The sequence below is a fragment of the Streptomyces sp. LaPpAH-108 genome, assembly GCF_000373625.1.
Classification (GTDB): Bacteria; Actinomycetota; Actinomycetes; order Streptomycetales; family Streptomycetaceae; genus Streptomyces.
Window position 1 is genome coordinate 640168 of sequence record NZ_KB891988.1, and the last position, 15229, is coordinate 655396.

Annotated in this window: 18 protein-coding genes; 5 read left to right on the plus strand and 13 right to left on the minus strand. The window is 71.2% G+C overall.

Going from position 1 to position 15229, the window contains the following annotated elements:
* Positions 1-62 precede the first annotated feature (62 nt).
* The 4 genes from B079_RS0109030 to B079_RS0109045 all read right to left on the minus strand — a co-directional run bounded on the left by B079_RS0109030 (position 63) and on the right by B079_RS0109045 (position 4568).
* Positions 63-1121, minus strand: coding sequence for a PDR/VanB family oxidoreductase (locus B079_RS0109030; RefSeq protein ID WP_018545460.1), 1059 nt, complete (start codon positions 1119-1121; stop codon positions 63-65).
* Positions 1118-2023 (minus strand): metal-dependent hydrolase, encoded by a 906-nt coding sequence (locus B079_RS0109035; RefSeq protein WP_026248500.1) that lies wholly within the window; start codon positions 2021-2023, stop codon positions 1118-1120. Before B079_RS0109035 ends, B079_RS0109030 begins: the two co-directional genes overlap by 4 nt.
* Before the next feature lie 76 nt (positions 2024-2099).
* Entirely contained in the window at positions 2100-4019 is a 1920-nt protein-coding gene (locus B079_RS0109040; protein ID WP_018545462.1) for a hypothetical protein, read from the minus strand.
* 30 nt (positions 4020-4049) lie between these two features.
* The gene (locus B079_RS0109045; RefSeq protein ID WP_018545463.1) at positions 4050-4568 is read right to left on the minus strand and encodes a tetratricopeptide repeat protein; all 519 of its coding nucleotides are present in this window, start codon (positions 4566-4568) and stop codon (positions 4050-4052) included.
* A gap of 138 nt (positions 4569-4706) precedes the next feature.
* Here B079_RS0109045 and B079_RS0109050 point away from each other — a divergent pair, with 138 nt between their 5' ends.
* Positions 4707-5111, plus strand: a complete 405-nt coding sequence (locus B079_RS0109050; protein ID WP_018545464.1) for a hypothetical protein — start codon at positions 4707-4709, stop codon at positions 5109-5111.
* A gap of 97 nt (positions 5112-5208) precedes the next feature.
* On the opposite strand, the gene B079_RS0109055 is transcribed toward B079_RS0109050, so the two are convergent.
* From B079_RS0109055 to glnII, 4 genes are all read right to left on the minus strand, one after another.
* Positions 5209-6792, minus strand: coding sequence for a DUF1996 domain-containing protein (locus B079_RS0109055; RefSeq protein ID WP_026248501.1), 1584 nt, complete (start codon positions 6790-6792; stop codon positions 5209-5211).
* 200 nt (positions 6793-6992) lie between these two features.
* Positions 6993-7625 (minus strand): winged helix-turn-helix domain-containing protein, encoded by a 633-nt coding sequence (locus tag B079_RS0109060; RefSeq protein WP_018545466.1) that lies wholly within the window; start codon positions 7623-7625, stop codon positions 6993-6995.
* A 121-nt stretch (positions 7626-7746) separates the two neighbouring features.
* Positions 7747-7869: a hypothetical protein gene (locus tag B079_RS36285; protein ID WP_267880469.1), complete on the minus strand. Its 123-nt coding sequence runs from the start codon at positions 7867-7869 to the stop codon at positions 7747-7749.
* A gap of 272 nt (positions 7870-8141) precedes the next feature.
* On the minus strand, positions 8142-9173 hold the full coding sequence (glnII, locus tag B079_RS0109065) for a glutamine synthetase (RefSeq protein WP_018545467.1): 1032 nt from the start codon (positions 9171-9173) through the stop codon (positions 8142-8144).
* A 487-nt stretch (positions 9174-9660) separates the two neighbouring features.
* Here glnII and B079_RS36520 point away from each other — a divergent pair, with 487 nt between their 5' ends.
* The gene (locus B079_RS36520; protein ID WP_420705760.1) at positions 9661-9789 is read left to right on the plus strand and encodes a hypothetical protein; all 129 of its coding nucleotides are present in this window, start codon (positions 9661-9663) and stop codon (positions 9787-9789) included.
* Positions 9790-9795: 6 nt separating this feature from the next.
* On the opposite strand, the gene B079_RS0109070 is transcribed toward B079_RS36520, so the two are convergent.
* From B079_RS0109070 to B079_RS0109085, 4 genes are all read right to left on the minus strand, one after another.
* Positions 9796-10521, minus strand: a complete 726-nt coding sequence (locus B079_RS0109070) for a hypothetical protein (RefSeq protein ID WP_018545468.1) — start codon at positions 10519-10521, stop codon at positions 9796-9798.
* Positions 10522-10649: 128 nt separating this feature from the next.
* Entirely contained in the window at positions 10650-11018 is a 369-nt protein-coding gene (locus B079_RS0109075) for an ArsC/Spx/MgsR family protein (RefSeq protein WP_018545469.1), read from the minus strand.
* 33 nt (positions 11019-11051) lie between these two features.
* Complete coding sequence (locus tag B079_RS0109080; protein ID WP_018545470.1) at positions 11052-11903, minus strand: helix-turn-helix domain-containing protein; 852 nt, start codon at positions 11901-11903, stop codon at positions 11052-11054.
* 15 nt (positions 11904-11918) lie between these two features.
* Positions 11919-12644: a DUF6879 family protein gene (locus tag B079_RS0109085; RefSeq protein ID WP_051095021.1), complete on the minus strand. Its 726-nt coding sequence runs from the start codon at positions 12642-12644 to the stop codon at positions 11919-11921.
* 138 nt (positions 12645-12782) lie between these two features.
* Here B079_RS0109085 and B079_RS0109090 point away from each other — a divergent pair, with 138 nt between their 5' ends.
* The 3 genes from B079_RS0109090 (at position 12783) to B079_RS0109100 (ending at position 14587) form a co-directional block, all read left to right on the plus strand.
* Complete coding sequence (locus B079_RS0109090; protein WP_026248502.1) at positions 12783-12989, plus strand: hypothetical protein; 207 nt, start codon at positions 12783-12785, stop codon at positions 12987-12989.
* Between the two features lie 428 nt (positions 12990-13417).
* Positions 13418-14071: a class I SAM-dependent methyltransferase gene (locus tag B079_RS0109095; RefSeq protein WP_018545473.1), complete on the plus strand. Its 654-nt coding sequence runs from the start codon at positions 13418-13420 to the stop codon at positions 14069-14071.
* Positions 14072-14272: 201 nt separating this feature from the next.
* Positions 14273-14587, plus strand: a complete 315-nt coding sequence (locus tag B079_RS0109100; protein WP_199779890.1) for a hypothetical protein — start codon at positions 14273-14275, stop codon at positions 14585-14587.
* Between the two features lie 61 nt (positions 14588-14648).
* Here B079_RS0109100 and B079_RS0109105 read toward each other — a convergent pair whose 3' ends face one another.
* Positions 14649-15125, minus strand: coding sequence for a hypothetical protein (locus B079_RS0109105; RefSeq protein WP_158684956.1), 477 nt, complete (start codon positions 15123-15125; stop codon positions 14649-14651).
* Positions 15126-15229: the final 104 nt, after the last annotated feature.

Genomic DNA, 15229 nt, shown 5'->3' on the forward strand with positions numbered 1-15229 from the left:
CACCTTACCGATCGGAACCGGCAGTTGGATGATCCGGTTCCGCATCGGGGTGCGCACTTCCGTCACATGTCGAGCACCAGACGTTCACCCGTGGACCGGGACACACAGATCAGCATCGAGTCCCCGCGCTCCGCGTCGGTCAGCAGCTCGTCGCGGTGGTCCACCTCGCCCTCCAGCACCCGCTGCTGGCAGGTCCCGCAGAACCCCTGCTCGCAGGAGAACACGGTGTCCGGCAGCTCACGCCGTACGGCCGCCAGCACACTGGAGTCGGCCGGGACGGTCACCGTCCGTCCGCTGCGCCGCAGTTCGACCTCGAAGGCGCTGTCGCCCCCGGCCGTCGTACGCGGCGCGAACCGCTCCAGATGCAGCGTGGCACCCTCGGGCAGCCGCTCCGCCACCGCGTCCATCAGCCCCTCAGGGCCACAGCAGTAGACCGCCGTACCGGGCGCCGTGTCCGCGAACAGCGCGGCCAGGTCGGGCCGTCCGTCCTCGTCCTCCGCGACCAGGGTCAGCCGGTCGCCCGCCAGCTTCTCCACCTCCGCGAGGAACGGCATCGACTCCCGCGACCGCCCGCAGTACAGCAGCCGCCACGCGGCGTTCTCCGGCAGCGCCCGCAGCATCGGCAGGACGGGGGTGATGCCGATCCCGCCCGCCACGAAGACGTACGCGGGCGCCTCGACCAGCGGGAAGCGGTTGCGCGGCCCGCGCACCTCGAGTTCCATCCCCTCCGCCAGCTGCTCGTGCACCTCGCGCGAGCCGCCCCGCCCGTCCGCGACCAGCCGCGTGGCCACCGCGTACGAGGCCCGGTCCGCCGGATCGCCGCACAGCGAGTACTGCCGGACCAGGCCCGAGGGCAGCACCAGGTCCAGATGCGCGCCCGGCTCCCACGGCGGCAGCCCGTCCCCCTCCAGACACAGCCGCACCACGCCCTCGGCGACCTCCTCGCGCGCGGTCAGCAGCAGCCGCAGCGCCCCCGTGCGCGGACGGCCCGAGATCGGCGGGTCGAGCGCGGGCAGCGGCCACAGCGGGGAGTTCTTCACCCGGCGGCGCAGCGCCCGCCGGGTCAGCAGGGCGGCGGCACCGCCCGCCAGCAGCAGGAGCGTGCGGGGCCTCGGCGTCACGACGCCTCCTTCTCGTGCTGCTCGGCCGCCAGGGCGGCCGGGGAGGTGGCCAGATAGGCGACCGCCTGCGCGGTCGAGGCTTCCTGGGAGGGGTGGTAGGCGCGGCTGAGATAGCGCGGGATGGACTTCAGCAGGGCGCCCGTCGCGGGCAGCGTGCCCCGGCGTCCGCTGCGGTAGAACTCCGCGAACGACGCCTTGCCGTCCACCAGCGTCGGGTCGTTCTCCATGAAGAACCGCGCCCCGCGCTGCCACAGGAACAGCAGCGCCGAGAACGCCAGCGCCCAGGTCCGCACCCGGCGCCGGTAGTCGCCGTCCACGTGCACGAAGAGGTCGAAGGCGACCGAGCGGTGCTCGACCTCCTCCGCGCCGTGCCAGCGCAGCAGGTCCAGCATGGTCGGATCGGCGCCCCGCCGGTCCAGCTCGGCCGCGTTCAGCACCCAGTCGCCCAGGAACGCGGTGTAGTGCTCGATGGCCGCGATCAGCGCGATCCGCTCCAGGAGCCACCAGCGCCGGGCCCGGCCCGGCGGCAGGGTGCGGTCCCCGAGCAGCTTCTCGAAGAACCAGTCGACCTGCGCGGTGTACGGCGTCGGGTCGAGCCCCTGCTCGCGCAGATGCGGCAGCACCTCGTCATGGGCCTGGGAGTGCATCGCCTCCTGCCCGATGAACCCGATGACGTCCTCGCGCAGTTGGTCGTCCTTGATCAGCGGCAGCGCCTGCTTGTAGACGTGCACGAACCAGCGCTCGCCCGCGGGCAGCAGCAGATGCAGCACATTGATGGTGTGCGTGGTGAACGGGTCGCCGGGCACCCAGTGCAGCGGGGTGTCCGCCCAGGAGAAGGACACGTTGCGGGCCTTGAGCGCGATGCGCTCGGACTCCACCGGCCCGGCCTGCTTGTTAGACATGGCGTCAATGTACTGAGGTGCGGGCCGCGTGAGAACCCCTGGGACAGAGCTTGTTGACTCCTCCGTCAGCAAGCCGCTAGCCCAGTCCGCTGATCTCCCGCCCGCTCGCCAGCGTGCCCTTGAGGTCGGCCTGCGCGCCGCGTTCGGCGGGTGCCGCCAGCAGACGCCCCGTCCCCTCGGCCTTGACGCCTCCGGTCGAGCGGACCGACGCCACGTCCTCGCTGCCCGCCGCGAGCAGATACCAGGAGCCCGTACCGGACTTCCACAGCACCCCGGCCAGCACCCGCGGATCACGCGGACCGCACGCCGTGGTGTCCGTCGCCTTGGCCACGACCGCCCCGGCCGCGCCGCCCGGCGTACGGAACTGGGCCAGCGCCGCGGTGCCGTCACCGCGCCAGGTCTCCGCCCGGGTGCACACCCAGGTGCCGGTGCCGCCCGCGTCCGGCAGCGCCTGCTCGGCGTACGCCCACGCGTTCACCTCGCGGATACCGGCCGAGCGCTCGGCGGCCAGCGAGCAGGCGAACGGGGCCCAGTCACGCAGCCCTTCGGCGCCGGACGCCTCCTGGGGCGAGCCCGGGCGTCCCGCCGTGAGGTGCGCCGGGACCAGTTCACCGAGGTCGGTGGCGAGCCGGGTGCCGGTGCCGTCGGTCAGCTGGAGCACCGCCCACGAGGTGCACTTCCCGGTGCGCAGCGCGGGGCTGGCCAGCGGGGAGGTCACGCCGTCGGTGAGGGTGAGCGCGTGGGGCGCCGACTCCGGCTTGGTCAGGTCGCGTTCGGTGGCCTTCTTCACCCAAGGGGCCGTCAGATAGCGGACGTTGCCGTCCGCGCGGCCGAGCACCAGCGCGCTCGCCTCGGCCCGGCCCGCGCCGTCCACCCGGGCGAAGTCGAGCGCCGCGCCCTCGGTGCCGTCCACGGGCTCGGCGTAGCGGGCGATGCGCAGGCCGTCGTAGAGGATCACCACGCGGGCCGCGTCCACCTGTCCCGCGTACAGCAGTTGGGGCGGTCCTGCGGGGCCGCCGGTCTGGGTGCCGGGGGTCGCCGAGACGCGCACGGTGGCGCCGGGGCGGGCCCAGACCGCAAGGGCGCGGCGCAGCAGGTCCTTGTCGCCGGTGAGCGGGCCGCGCGCGGGCCACACCGAGAAGTCGGTGCGCGCCGAGGTCTTCCAGGCGGCCGGGGTCACCCGCGTGAGCTTGGCCGGGTCCAGGGCGGCCTCGGCGGCCGGGTTGGCCGCGTACGACGGCGCGGCGGCACCCTCGGGGCCCCAGCCGCCGCCGGGCATCGCCACCAGCGCGCAGCACACCAGGAGCGCGGCGCCCGCCGCGAGCGCCGCCTTGGTGTGCTGGCGGCGGCGCATCAGATCGGTGGGCCGCGCCTGGAGCGAGCAGGCGTCGAACTCCGGTGAGGACAGCAGCGCGTACTGCGCGGGGACGCCGGTCGCCTCGGACAGCGCCGACTCCACCCGGGTCACCCCGGCGGACTTGAGGATCTTGCGTACGTCGCCGTCGTCCAGCCCCTCCAGACCGCGCAGCACATAGGCGGCGCGGGCCGGGGCGGACAGCGCCGACAGCCTTTGTTCCAGGGCGAGTTCATGGGCGCCGCCGGAGCGAGGGAAGAGCCTGAGGCCCCACGCCCGGGGCAGCAGCGCGGGCAACTGGGAGCGCTTGGGCAGCCCCTTGCGCGGTCGGCACGCCTCCAGCGCGGAGCGCAGCACCCGGTCCCGGACGAAGCCGTACGCCGGGTCGCCGTCCCGCCCGGTCGCCTGTGCCGGGATGAGGGAGCGCTGTTTGCGCCCGGTGGGCAGGGCCCGCTGGGCCAGCGCGTGGGCGGTCAGTACCCGTCGGCCCCGGCCGAGTTCGGGCGGCAGCACCAGATAGGCGAGCCGGACCAGCCGCGGATAGTGCTCGACGAGCGCGGCCTCGGCCTGCTCGACATCGGCGGCGGGGCCCCGGCCCCCGTGCGTGGCTGCGTGACGCTGGGCTACATCCTGTGACTGCACATCGGGGAGAACGAGCGAAACGCCGGGGGGTTACCGCCGGGCGGGTGACTCGGGCACCAGCGCCCGCGCGTAGTTCGCCATCGACCGCTGGTAGCGCGGCAGATGAGGGGCGAGCGCGCCGAGCACGAGCGAGAGCCCTTCGCGGTCGCGGCCCAGGCTGGACAGGCACAGCGCGAGACAGGCCCGGATGGCGTCGTCCAACTCGTCGGACGGGGCGTCGAGTTCGGGCGTGAGCAGCAGGACGCCCTCCTCCGCGTGCCCGGTGTTGCGCAGCGAGCTGGCGAGCTGGATCGCGGTCCTGCGGGCCCGGTACGGGCTCACCTCGCGCAACCCCCGCTCCAGCGCCTCCCGGTACAGCGGCACGGCCTTGTCGGAGTGCCCGGTGGAGTCCCAGGCGCACGCCTCCTCGAAGGGGGCGAGCGGGCTGCCCTCGGGCAACTCGGCGGTCAGCGCGGCGATCTCGGCACGGAAGGCGGGCGCCTCCTCCTCGGGGCGGTCCGCGAAGCCGGCCCACAGGGTGTTCACGCGCTTTTCCCAGTCCTGGTCCATCGCGCCACACTCGCACAAGTGATCCGCATACGCACCGGGTTTGAGTGGTCGGGCGCCCGCAGCCGTATCCGTCGGTGCGGGCCCCGCGCCGGGGCCCCGTGCGGCATGTGGCCGGACCGGACCGGAGGAGCAGAGCAGATGAAGGTGACGAAGGCGGCGCTCGCCGTGACGGGTGCCGCGGTGGCCGTACTGGCGCTGGCGGGCTGCGGTTCCGGTCAGCAGGAGAAGAAGGTGCCGCCGACGGCGACCGGCAGCCTGGAGAGCCTGGCCGCCGAGGTCAAGTGCACCCCGGACATGCAGACCGACGCCGACGAGATCCGCCAGGCGCTGTGCAAGAACAAGGACGGCAAGTTCGTCCTCGCCACCTTCGCGACCGACCGCGGCCAGCGCGAGTGGATCAACGACGCGAAGGACTACGGCGGTTACTACCTCGTCGGCCGCAAGTGGGTGGCCGTGGGCGAGAACGGCACGGTCAAGGCGCTGCGCGGGACGCTCGGCGGCGACGTCGAGGTGGGCACCGACCACCACGCGCACACCGGCTGAGACGGCCGCCGCAGTCGGCGGACACGGCGAAGGCCGGTGACGGGGTGGGGCCCGTCACCGGCCTCTACTCGCGTTCCCCGGTGGGGGGATCAGGGGATCACGAGCAGTTCTGACCGCGGTTGACGCAGTTGGCGATCTTGTTGGCGAGATTGCCCTGGGTGATGCTGATGAAGTCGTCGTGGTCCGTCGCGGCCTTGTGCAGCTGCTCCGGGAAACCGTCGACCGCGTACGCGTTCTTCACCTGGCCGTTCTCCAGGGTGGGCGGCGTGATGTTGTACACGAGCCGCATCGTCAGCTGCGGGATCGCCTTGAAGCCGTTCTGGCAGTTGCCGTTGGCGTCGGCGAAGGCCACGTGGGTGCGGTGGTTGGCGCTGTCGGTGTTCTGGCCGTCCCAGCAGCTCTGGAAGGCGAACGTGCGCACGACCTTGCTGCCCTGCGGGCAGATCGGGTACTGCTCGGTGAGCTGGACCTTGTTCTCGAACCCGGTGCAGCTCCAGTGGGCGTTGGCGTTGGCCAGACCGTTGGTGGTGGTCTTGGCGTCACCGGTGATGATCCGCAGGAACTGCGGCATCGCGACGACCTTGCCGGTGGGGCTGCCGACGTACTTGATCTGCGCCTGGACGGGCGTCAGGATCTTGCCGACGTTGCCCTCCTTGCCGCCGCCGTCGTTGTTCTGGTCGAAGTCCTGGGAACCGTCCTGGACCCGGACGACCGGCCAGTAGTACGACGACAGGTCGTTCTTGTTCTGGCAGCTGCTGCCGCCCTGCAGGAACGTGTCGTTGCTGGCGAAGGCGTCGATCTTCTGGTTGCCGACGTAGTCGTGCAGGTGGTGCGCGCCGTTCTTCACGCCGGGCGCCACGATGACGTTGTCGGTGTTGTGGTTCTTGTTGGCGTTGACACCGCAGCGCGTGGTGAAGGTGCCCCGCGAGGCGTTGCGGTTGTTGCGCGGCTTGGCCTTGACGTTCGGCTGGACCTTGGTGATGTCCACGAAGTCGGCCGCGACGGGGCCGTTGCCGGCCTGGCCGCCGATGTTGCCCTGCTGGCCGTCGCCGCCCTGCTGCTGGCCGCCGTTCTGGTCCTGGCCGCCCTGCTGATCGCCCTGCTGGCCGTTCTGGTCCTGGCCGCCGCCCTGCTGCTGGCCGCCGTTGTCCTGGCCGCCCTGCTGGCCGTCGCCCTGCTGACCGCCCGGGGTGGTCTGGCTGGCGGGCGTGCCGGTGCAGTTGGCGAGCGTGTCCAGGTCACCGGGGGCGGTGCCGCCCACACGGGTGATCTCCAGCTTGATCCGGTCCAGGATGTTCTGGCGGCGCTCCTTGAGCGGCTGCAGGATCGTGTTCTGGACGAAGCTCGCGTCGCGGGTCTGGGCGTCGCGGGTGGTCGCCAGGCGCTGGTACGCCTCGGTGATCTGGCGGTCCAGGTTGGCCAGTTCGCCGTCCACGTCCTTGCGGGCCTGGTTCGGCACGTTGGTCAGCTTCTGGCCGACATCGGGGCAGGAGATGGTCGCCACCTGGGCGGCGGCGGCCTTGGTCGAGTTGCCTCCCCACTTGCCCCCGTTGTTCGCCTCGTGTGCGGAGGCGTAGAAGTTCGCCCAGATCAGCCCGCCCCCACCGAGCGCTAGGGCCGCCGATGCTGCGGTGACCTTCACAGCCAGCGGCGTACGGCGTTTACGTGTGTTGCTTCCCATGGAACTCCTCTGACTTCCTTGCGGGGCAGCATCGAGGCGCCCGACAGGAGTGAAGCGGCGCCCATCCATACGGGCGCCGCCTCAGAGGTGTTCAGCCTTCTCACAAATAATTCAGAGGACTACCCGGACCGGGGTGGTGAAATGCCCTCTGAGCAGCGGGAGTTGATTTTTTCTCCGCTCAGCTCCCGGTCGGCTGCCGCTCAGCTCCCGGTCGGCGGAATGTACTTGTAGCCGACGCGGCGCACCGTCTGGATGGTGTGCCGGTGAATGCCCAGCTTGCGGCGGACCCGGGCGATGTGCACGTCGACGGTGCGGCCGTCGCCGACATGGCCGTACCCCCACACGGTGGTGACCAGCTGGTCGCGGGTGTGCACCCGGTGCGGGTGTGCCACCAGATGGGCCAGCAGCTCGAACTCCAGGTAGGTCAGGTCGAGTTCGCGGCCCTCCACGGAGGCGGTACGGCGCCCGGAGTCGATCCGCACCAGCGGGCCGCCCTCGGCGGGGGCGGGCCGGTCGGGGACGGTGACCGGGGCGAACGGCGGGCGCTGGTCGGCCGGTACGAGGACCAGGTAGCCGATCATCGGCGGGCGGCCGGGGAGGTCGGGCAGGGTGTGCGGCGGCGCGGGCAGCCAGGTGGCCCCCGGCGGCAGCAGGTCCGCGACGGTGGTCCCGGGGTGCTCGGCGTCGGCCGGCCGGGCCGGGGCCCACGCCTCGTCCCGGTCGACGGCCCGCAGCCGGTGCCGGGCGCCGCTCGCGGGGAGCGGGGCGGAACGGGGCGTCGTCGGGGCGGGGGCGAGGGGAGTGGCGGTGGACTGAGGACGGTGGGTCGCCATGAGAGGTCAGCTCTTTCGCGCGAGGAATGCGTCGGACAGGGCGACGGCCGCGATTCGTGGTCGGGCGCGCCTCGGGACGTTCGTCGTATCGCGCGGGTGCCTGGAGGCCGGGGTTACGGCTTCAGAAGGCCCGCGCGCTGCTCGCGCGGCAACACACCCGGTCGAAGTCGTCATGCTGACGGGACGGCCAGAACGGCTCCAGGTCATGGCGACCCGTCGCGGTGTTCTGCTGGAAGCTGGCCATGACCCCATTGAAGCAGAATCGGACGCCGGGCAGGAGGCGTCTCTCACTGGTCGGACGGCTTGGCGGCCGGTTGTCGGCCGGAATCGGCCACCGTTCACCTGGGGCGGGGTGGTGGTGCGCGGGGTGGGGCGTACGGGCGCACCCCGGAGCGCGTCTCAGTCCGTGGACGGTGGGGCGGCGCATGGTGGGGCGGGGCTCTGGGTGCCCCGGAACGCGCGAACGGGCGCCCGCCGTGACAGCGGGCGCCCGTCCGGGACGGTGATGCGGTCGGATCAGACCTGGCCGGCCTTCTCCAGGGCGGAGCAGCAGGTGTCGACCAGGAGGCGGGTCACCACGTACGGGTCGACGTTGGCGTTGGGGCGGCGGTCCTCGATGTAGCCCTTGCCGTCCTTCTCGACCTGCCAGGGGATGCGGACCGAGGCGCCGCGGTCGGAGACGCCGTAGCTGTACTCGTTCCACGGGGCGGTCTCGTGCAGGCCGGTCAGGCGGTCGTCGATGCCCGCGCCGTAGTTCTTGACGTGGTCCAGCGGCTTGGAGCCCTCGCCGAGCGACTCGCACGCGGTGATGATCGCGTCGTAGCCCTCGCGCATGGCCTTGGTGGAGAAGTTGGTGTGCGCGCCCGCGCCGTTCCAGTCGCCCTTGACCGGCTTGGGGTCCAGGGTGGCGGAGACGCCGAAGTCCTCGGCGGTGCGGTAGAGCAGCCAGCGGGCGACCCACAGCTGGTCGGAGACCTCCAGCGGGGCGAGCGGGCCGACCTGGAACTCCCACTGGCCGGGCATGACCTCCGCGTTGATGCCGGAGATGCCGAGACCGGCCTTCAGGCAGTTCTCCAGGTGGGCCTCGACGATCTCGCGGCCGAAGATCTCGTCGGCGCCGACACCGCAGTAGTAGCCGCCCTGGGGGGCCGGGAAGCCGTTCTCCGGGAAGCCGAGCGGACGGGCGCCGTCGAAGAAGGTGTACTCCTGCTCGATGCCGAAGATCGGCTCCTGGGCACCGAAGCGCGCCTCGGTCTCGGCCAGCGCGGCACGGGTGTTGGACACGTGCGGCGTCATGTCGATGTCCAGGACCTCGCACAGCACCAGGATGTCGTCGCCGCCGCGGATCGGGTCCGGGCAGGTGAAGACCGGCTTGAGCACGCGGTCGGAGGCGTGGCCCTCGGCCTGGTTGGTGGAGGAGCCGTCGAAGCCCCAGATCGGCAGCGCGTCGAGACCGGCCGGAGCACCCGCGATGATCTTCGTCTTGGAACGCAGCTTGGCCGTCGGCTCGGTGCCGTCGATCCAGATGTACTCAGCCTTGAAGGTCACGGGGCCACTTCCTCCGGGGGTGGGTCGGTCTGCGGGCAGACTGTCAACAGGCGATTTCCCGTCCGTTGCCCTTGTGTGAACCCCGTGTTACCTGGCGCCTTTTGTGGCGTGGCTCACCTTGTGGGGGGAGTTGGGTGGGATGGACGGGCCCGGTAGGTCACGTCCGCTCTGCGGCTGCCGTGTCCCGGACCCGTGCGAGGAAGCCCCGGCTCGCGTCCCGCTGCCCCTCGTCGCACCCGCGCGGCGGACGCGTGCGTACGACGGTGACGGCCACGCCCCGCGCGGTCCGGAGCGGGTGCGCCGCCTGTTCCTCCTGGACCCGACGGGGTGTTTCGCCGGGTACAAGGCGGCGTACCTGCTCGATGCCCCGCCGATGCTGCTGCGGCCCACGTGGCCCACGCCGCGCCGGGACCGCGCCCGACGGCGGCCGAACCGCGACCCCTGGACAAGCCGGTCCTGCCGCTCGTGGCCGCGAACAGCAGGACCCATGACGCGGAGGCGGTGGCCGCGCGGGAAGACGGCCGTACTGGCGGACGTCTCGCACCACGCGCTGCCGCACACGGGACCGGCCGGGACGACGACCCGCCGCCTCACCGCGTTTCTGCCGGTCGGGTGAGGGCCGCTATCCCACCTTCTCGATCACGGCGCGGCGGATGAGGAACTTGCCCGGCTCCCGCACCTGTTCGAACGCCTCGTTGTTGAGCAGCACGCAACTTCCGGACACCGAGGTGACCTTGACGGTCGTCGACTTGTTGTTGTCCAGGTTGGTGACCTTCAGGGTCGTACCCGCCGGGAACTGGTTGCTGGACGCGGCCGGGGCGCCGCCCTCGCCCGAGAGCGTGACGGTGGAGCCGTTGCAGACCTGCTGGCCGGAGGCCGCGGCGCCGCCGGCGTTGCCGCCGCCGTTCTGCGCGGGCGGGGTGCTCTGCTGCGCCCCGCCGCCCGCCTGCTGACCGCCACCGGCCTGCTCGTTGCCCTGCTGAGCATTGCCCTGCTGGTCACCCTGCGCCGCCTGGGAGCCCTGAGCCGACTCCCCAACGGTGCATCCGGCAGCCTTCTGCTGGACCTTGATCTGCTCGATGACCGCCTCACGGTTGGCGATCCGGGCGTCGGACTGCGCGTCCGGGTTCGCCTTCTGGTCGGCGATGAACTTCTGGTTGTTGCCGAGCGCCGTGGCGAAGCCCTGGCAGGCGGTCGAATCCGCCGCCGACGACAGCGTCTTGGCGTCCTTGGGGGTCTGCGCGGCGTTGGAGGTGGTGGCCAGCGCGAAGGCACCACCACCCGCCACCGCCGCCGCGCCGACGAGCAGCGCGATCTTCTTCTTGGTGTCGAGTCTCCTGCGCGACATCCGCGCCTCCTGCGAGGTAGGGGAGCGTACGCCGCTATGTACGGGCCCCCGGGCGCCGTTACTCAGCGGTTACCGAGGCATCCCAAGTAACGTACGTCACACGGAAGTTGAGGATGCTCTCGCGGAGGTCACCCCCGACTCCGCCGTACGGCCTCCCGCACGGCCTCCTCAGTCCGCCCCACCACCGCCGTCCCGTCGTCCGCGGTGATGATCGGCCGCTGAATCAGCCGGGGATGCGCCGCGAGCGCCGCCACCCACCGCTCCCGCGCCCCCGCGTCCCGCGCCCACCCCCCGACCCCGAGTTCCTTCGCCTCCGCCTCCTGAGTCCGCGTGATGTCCCACGGCTCCAGCCCCAACCGCCCCAACACCTCCCGAATCTCCTCCTCACCGGGCGCATCCTCGAGATACCGCCGCACGGTGTACCCGGCCTCCTCGGCATCCAACAGATCGAGAGCACTACGGCACTTGGAACAGCTCGGATTGATCCAGATCTCCATGGGAGAACGGTACGCGGGCGTGTCCGCGCCTTCTCAGCGTGCGTTCAGCCTCTGCCGGGCCGCGCTGACGAGGCTCTGCGCGGCCGTGCCGTACACGGCGGACTCCCGGAGCGTGTTCCAGGTCCGCAGGTAGGTGTCCACGCTGTCGGCGTCGTCGATCCAGAACTCCGCGTGCCAGTTCTCGACGATCACCTGGCGGTCGTCGTAGACCCAGAAGGCGGTGGCCGGAGGGATCTTGAGGGGAGCGGACAGCGGGACGATGCCCAGCTCCACCGTGTCCAGGCCGATGACCCCCGTCAGCCGGTCGAGTTGGGCGGCGAGGACCGACGGCGGGCAGATCAGGGCGTGCAGGGCGGGTTCCCACAGGAGGAGGTGGAAGCGCTTCGAGGAGTCGTAGAGGGCTTCCTGCCGTTTCATGCGGGACCGGACCGCCTCCTCGGTGTCGCGCGGCGACCGCTGCAGTTCCGCGTACCGCGTGAAGACGGAGCGGGCGTAGTCCGGCGTCTGGAGGATCCCGAAGACCATGGCGGTCTCCCAGCCCCGGAGCACGGAGGCGTCGGTGTGAGCGGTGAGGTGGGTGTCCTGTACGGCCTTGTGTCCGGCGGCCAACTGGCGCCGCCACGACCGGATATGAGACTCGAACCCCCTCAGCCGTGCCACCAGTTCGTCGTACGCCTCGGGGTGCCCGGTCGCCTCCGTCCACTTGCGCAGATCGTCGGAGGTCGGGGTCTGCCTGCCGTTCTCCAGCCTGCTGACCCTGGACTTGTTCCACCCGTACCGCCCGGCAAGCTCCGCCCCGGTGAGCCGGCCCCCAGCGGCGGAGAGCCGCAGCTCACGCAGCCGTATCCCGAGCGCTTCGCGCGCCTGCTGGTAGTCCGTGCTCACGGGGGTGTTCCTGTCTCAGTGCTCCTGCGCGGTCAGTTGCGCCGCGAACTCCTTGTACGGGAGGGCGTGATGCAGTGCCGCGTCACGTGCCCTGACGTAGCGCAGCACGGCCGCCGGTTCAGTGATCAGTTCGACGTCGACCAGGTTGTCGGTGTCGTCGAAGTCGAGCAGGGCGACCAGCCGGGAGTCGAAGATCCAGAAGTCTTCGGCGGGCAGGCCCACGCGGTCGGCGTCATCCCGCCACAGGTTGCGGATCTCCTCGCCGACGGCGCTGTTGCGGCGCGCGTTGTCGAGCAGATAGAGCTGGCCGGTCGTGGGCGGCCTGTCGACGACACGGACCCGCTCGAACCGCTTGCCGAGCGCGACCTGCTCGCGGCGCTCGGCGCACCAGTCCGCGTCGACACCCGTCCAGTCGACGGGCTCGCCCCTGGTGAACTGGGCGTACGTATCGGTGAGTTCGTCCGAGGCATAGCGGCGCCGTGTCTCCAAGCGCCATGCGGTGTGCTCGAACCGTGTGAAGAGCCCGTCGAACTCGTCCAGGCCGATGATGTCCGGCACGCGGGTGACCTCCTTGGGGCCGAAGTCGACCAGTAGCTCACGCGGTACGACGATGGGCACCTCGCCGTCCTGCAAGTGGCGGAGCTGGGCGATGTCGTCAGGGTCGGTGAGAGCGGGGCCGTGCACGAGAACCGCAGTCGCCGGGTCATGATCGCGTCCTTCCCTGGGGGACTGATCTCTCAAGCTTCCACGAGGTCAACGCCCCACGCCCCCCATTCGGCTCGCCCGAATCGACAACCTTACGCAACTCCGCGGTGAGGGTTCGCAACTTCGCGCAACTTCCATGGCGCGTCACAAGTACCTCTCCCTACCGTCCCGTTCATGGCTGGAGTACAGCAGGCGCACGGCGCCGATCCCCACGTGGCCACCGAGGTTCTGAGGTCGGCCCTGTCCCAGGCAGGCATCGTGCTGCCGTCGCTCGGACCCGACCCCGCCTCGCCCGCTCTCGGACTCGTCGAACTGGGGCGCGTACGCGCCGACGTGGCCCTGCGGCTGGCGGAGGCGCTACGGCGGGACGACACCGCATGAGCGCCCTGAGAACCCCCGGCGACGAGGACGGCCTCCCACCTCGGATGACGCTGCGGGTCTACACCGTGAACCGCGCGGGTCGCATCACGAGCGACTCGGGAACGCGCGGGATCGAGGACGCGGAAACCTGGGCGGTGACAGATCTGGGCCAGGAGTTCCCGCCCTGCGGGTGTCCGCGCCATCGGGTGATGAGACCAGCGCGATGACCTCTGCAAGAGCCGAAGGAGCGTCCTCGGTAGTGCCGTCGTGTACACCATCGTCCGCATGGAACACCGGACGCAAGCCTCGGAGTTGGCAAGCTCGTCGACATCGGTACCCATGGGCTTCCATGCCGACAAGGAACCGTGGGCGATCGACGGCACGGACTGCTCCCCGTGTGGCAACAAGGTGCCGACAGCCACTGAACCGCCTTCTCGAAGGGAGCCCCCGTGCCCGCCCGACACGACATCGCGGCCGAGACCGAACTCTGGGACGCGTACGCCTCCTCCGTCTTCAAGGGCGACGTCGAGCCCGGCTTCCGCTGGACCCAGTACGCCGGGCATGGCCCGGGGGCAGAACTGCTCGGTGACGTGCGCTCCGTGCTGGAGATCGGCTGCGGTACGGGCCGCGCTCTCGCGTACCTGGCTCGGCGTGGTGTCGTCGCCCGGGGGGTCGATCTGTCGCCCGTCATGGTGGAGAAGGCCACCGTCAAGTGGGCCGGTACGGGCGCGGAGTTCGCGTGTGCGGAGGTGCTGGAGTATCTGGGCGGGCACGAGGAGTCGTACGACGCCGTCTACTCCGTCTTCGGGGCCGCCTGGTTCACCGACCCGGGTCGGCTGCTCCCGCTCGTGCGCCGACGGCTCAACCCCGGCGGTGTCTTCGTCTTCTCCCAGCCGCTCGCGATCCCCGGCGCCTACGGCCCGCAGGGGATGTACAAGGGCGGCTTCGCGGGCAAGGCGATGTTCGTCTACCGCTACAGCTACCGCCCGGCTGTGTGGGAACGCCTGCTCACCCGGGCCGGGTTCGCCATGGCGGAGGCGCGGGTGCTGGAGGCGCCGGAGCCCGGGTATGTCGGGACACTTCTTGTCCGGGCCGGTACGTGACTGCGGTGGGCGGCGTGTTCGAATTTCTGGTGCCTCTGGGGCGCCTCGTGGAGCTGGGGTGAAGGCATCTCAATTTCCGCTGCCACCTGGGGATTTGCTCCGCTGGGAACCCCCTGGATGTCAGTGCCCGGCAGTAGAATTGAAGCAGTGTTCGAGAGTGCTTCCGGGGTGTCCGGCAGGTGCTCTGATCGCGACAGGAGGATGCCCGTGCCCGCTGCCGCTGTTTTGAAGAACAAGCCGTCGCCCACCCAGTCCACCGCCAGGCGTGCCGTGCCGCAGGACTCGCCGTATGTGCCGGTGGCGAAGAGTCCGCTGCCGGCCGGGCAGCCGCGCGAGTGGTACGTCACGCACAACCGGCGGCTGAAAGCCATGCGTCTGGCCATAGCCCTGCTCGACTCCGGGATCTACCGGCCGACGCAGGCACGTGACGTGACCATCCGCCGCACGGCCGAGAAGCTGGGCGTCCACCCGCCGTCCGCGACGACGTGCCGGATGGTGCGGGCGTTGATGCGATAGGTGAGTGGGGGGGGAGGGGGACGGACCCTGGGGCTTCGGCCCCGCCCCCCTCTTCACCCGTTCAGGACCTCCGCGTTGGGACGAAGCGCGTCCTGTCCTCGGGGGTGACGATGTCGTCCACGTCGGTGAAGTAGTACGAGGGGGTCGTCCCGGCCAGCACCTCCAGCAGGAACGCGCTGCACGACACCGGGTGGAACTCCCACAGGGGTCCGCGCCCCTCGTTGAGGGCGACGGTCCAGTCGTCCGGGGCGGTGCCGGGGCGGACCAGCCAGTAGAGGAAGTGGCCCGCGCCCTCCGCGTAGCCCCACGGCACCAGCCGGGCACCGTCCTCGTCCAGCTCCGTCGGCCGCTCCTCGCCCGCCGCCCACAGCCCGGCGAGGATCTTCTCGCGGTCCGGGGTCTGGGCGATCAGGTCGTACAGCGGTTCCGGGCAGCCGGGTTCCAGGAGCCAGATGAGGTCTCCGAAGAGTCCGCCGCCGTAGGTGTGGACGAGCTGCTTGTAATCGGCGGGGAGGCGGACGTCCAACGTCCGTTCCACGTCGGCCCATTCGCACCCCGCCCGCCGCCGGGCTGGGGCGAGCAGAGGGCTGTGAGCGGAGCGATGTGACGCAGGGGCTGGGGCGCAGGGGCGTGGGGCATGGT

Excerpts from the sequence above, each read along its gene's own strand:
- B079_RS0109035 (WP_026248500.1), bottom strand. The coding sequence starts at position 2,023 with ATGTCTAACAAGCAGGCCGGGCCGGTGGAGTCCGAGCGCATCGCGCTC.
- B079_RS0109045 (WP_018545463.1), bottom strand. The coding sequence starts at position 4,568 with ATGGACCAGGACTGGGAAAAGCGCGTGAACACCCTGTGGGCCGGCTTC.
- B079_RS0109050 (WP_018545464.1), top strand. The coding sequence starts at position 4,707 with ATGAAGGTGACGAAGGCGGCGCTCGCCGTGACGGGTGCCGCGGTGGCC.
- B079_RS0109055 (WP_026248501.1), bottom strand. The coding sequence starts at position 6,792 with ATGGGAAGCAACACACGTAAACGCCGTACGCCGCTGGCTGTGAAGGTC.
- B079_RS0109060 (WP_018545466.1), bottom strand. The coding sequence starts at position 7,625 with ATGGCGACCCACCGTCCTCAGTCCACCGCCACTCCCCTCGCCCCCGCC.
- B079_RS36285 (WP_267880469.1), bottom strand. The coding sequence starts at position 7,869 with ATGGCCAGCTTCCAGCAGAACACCGCGACGGGTCGCCATGACCTGGAG.
- B079_RS36520 (WP_420705760.1), top strand. The coding sequence starts at position 9,661 with ATGACGCGGAGGCGGTGGCCGCGCGGGAAGACGGCCGTACTGGCGGAC.
- B079_RS0109070 (WP_018545468.1), bottom strand. The coding sequence starts at position 10,521 with ATGTCGCGCAGGAGACTCGACACCAAGAAGAAGATCGCGCTGCTCGTC.
- B079_RS0109075 (WP_018545469.1), bottom strand. The coding sequence starts at position 11,018 with ATGGAGATCTGGATCAATCCGAGCTGTTCCAAGTGCCGTAGTGCTCTC.
- B079_RS0109090 (WP_026248502.1), top strand. The coding sequence starts at position 12,783 with ATGGCTGGAGTACAGCAGGCGCACGGCGCCGATCCCCACGTGGCCACC.
- B079_RS0109100 (WP_199779890.1), top strand. The coding sequence starts at position 14,273 with ATGCCCGTGCCCGCTGCCGCTGTTTTGAAGAACAAGCCGTCGCCCACC.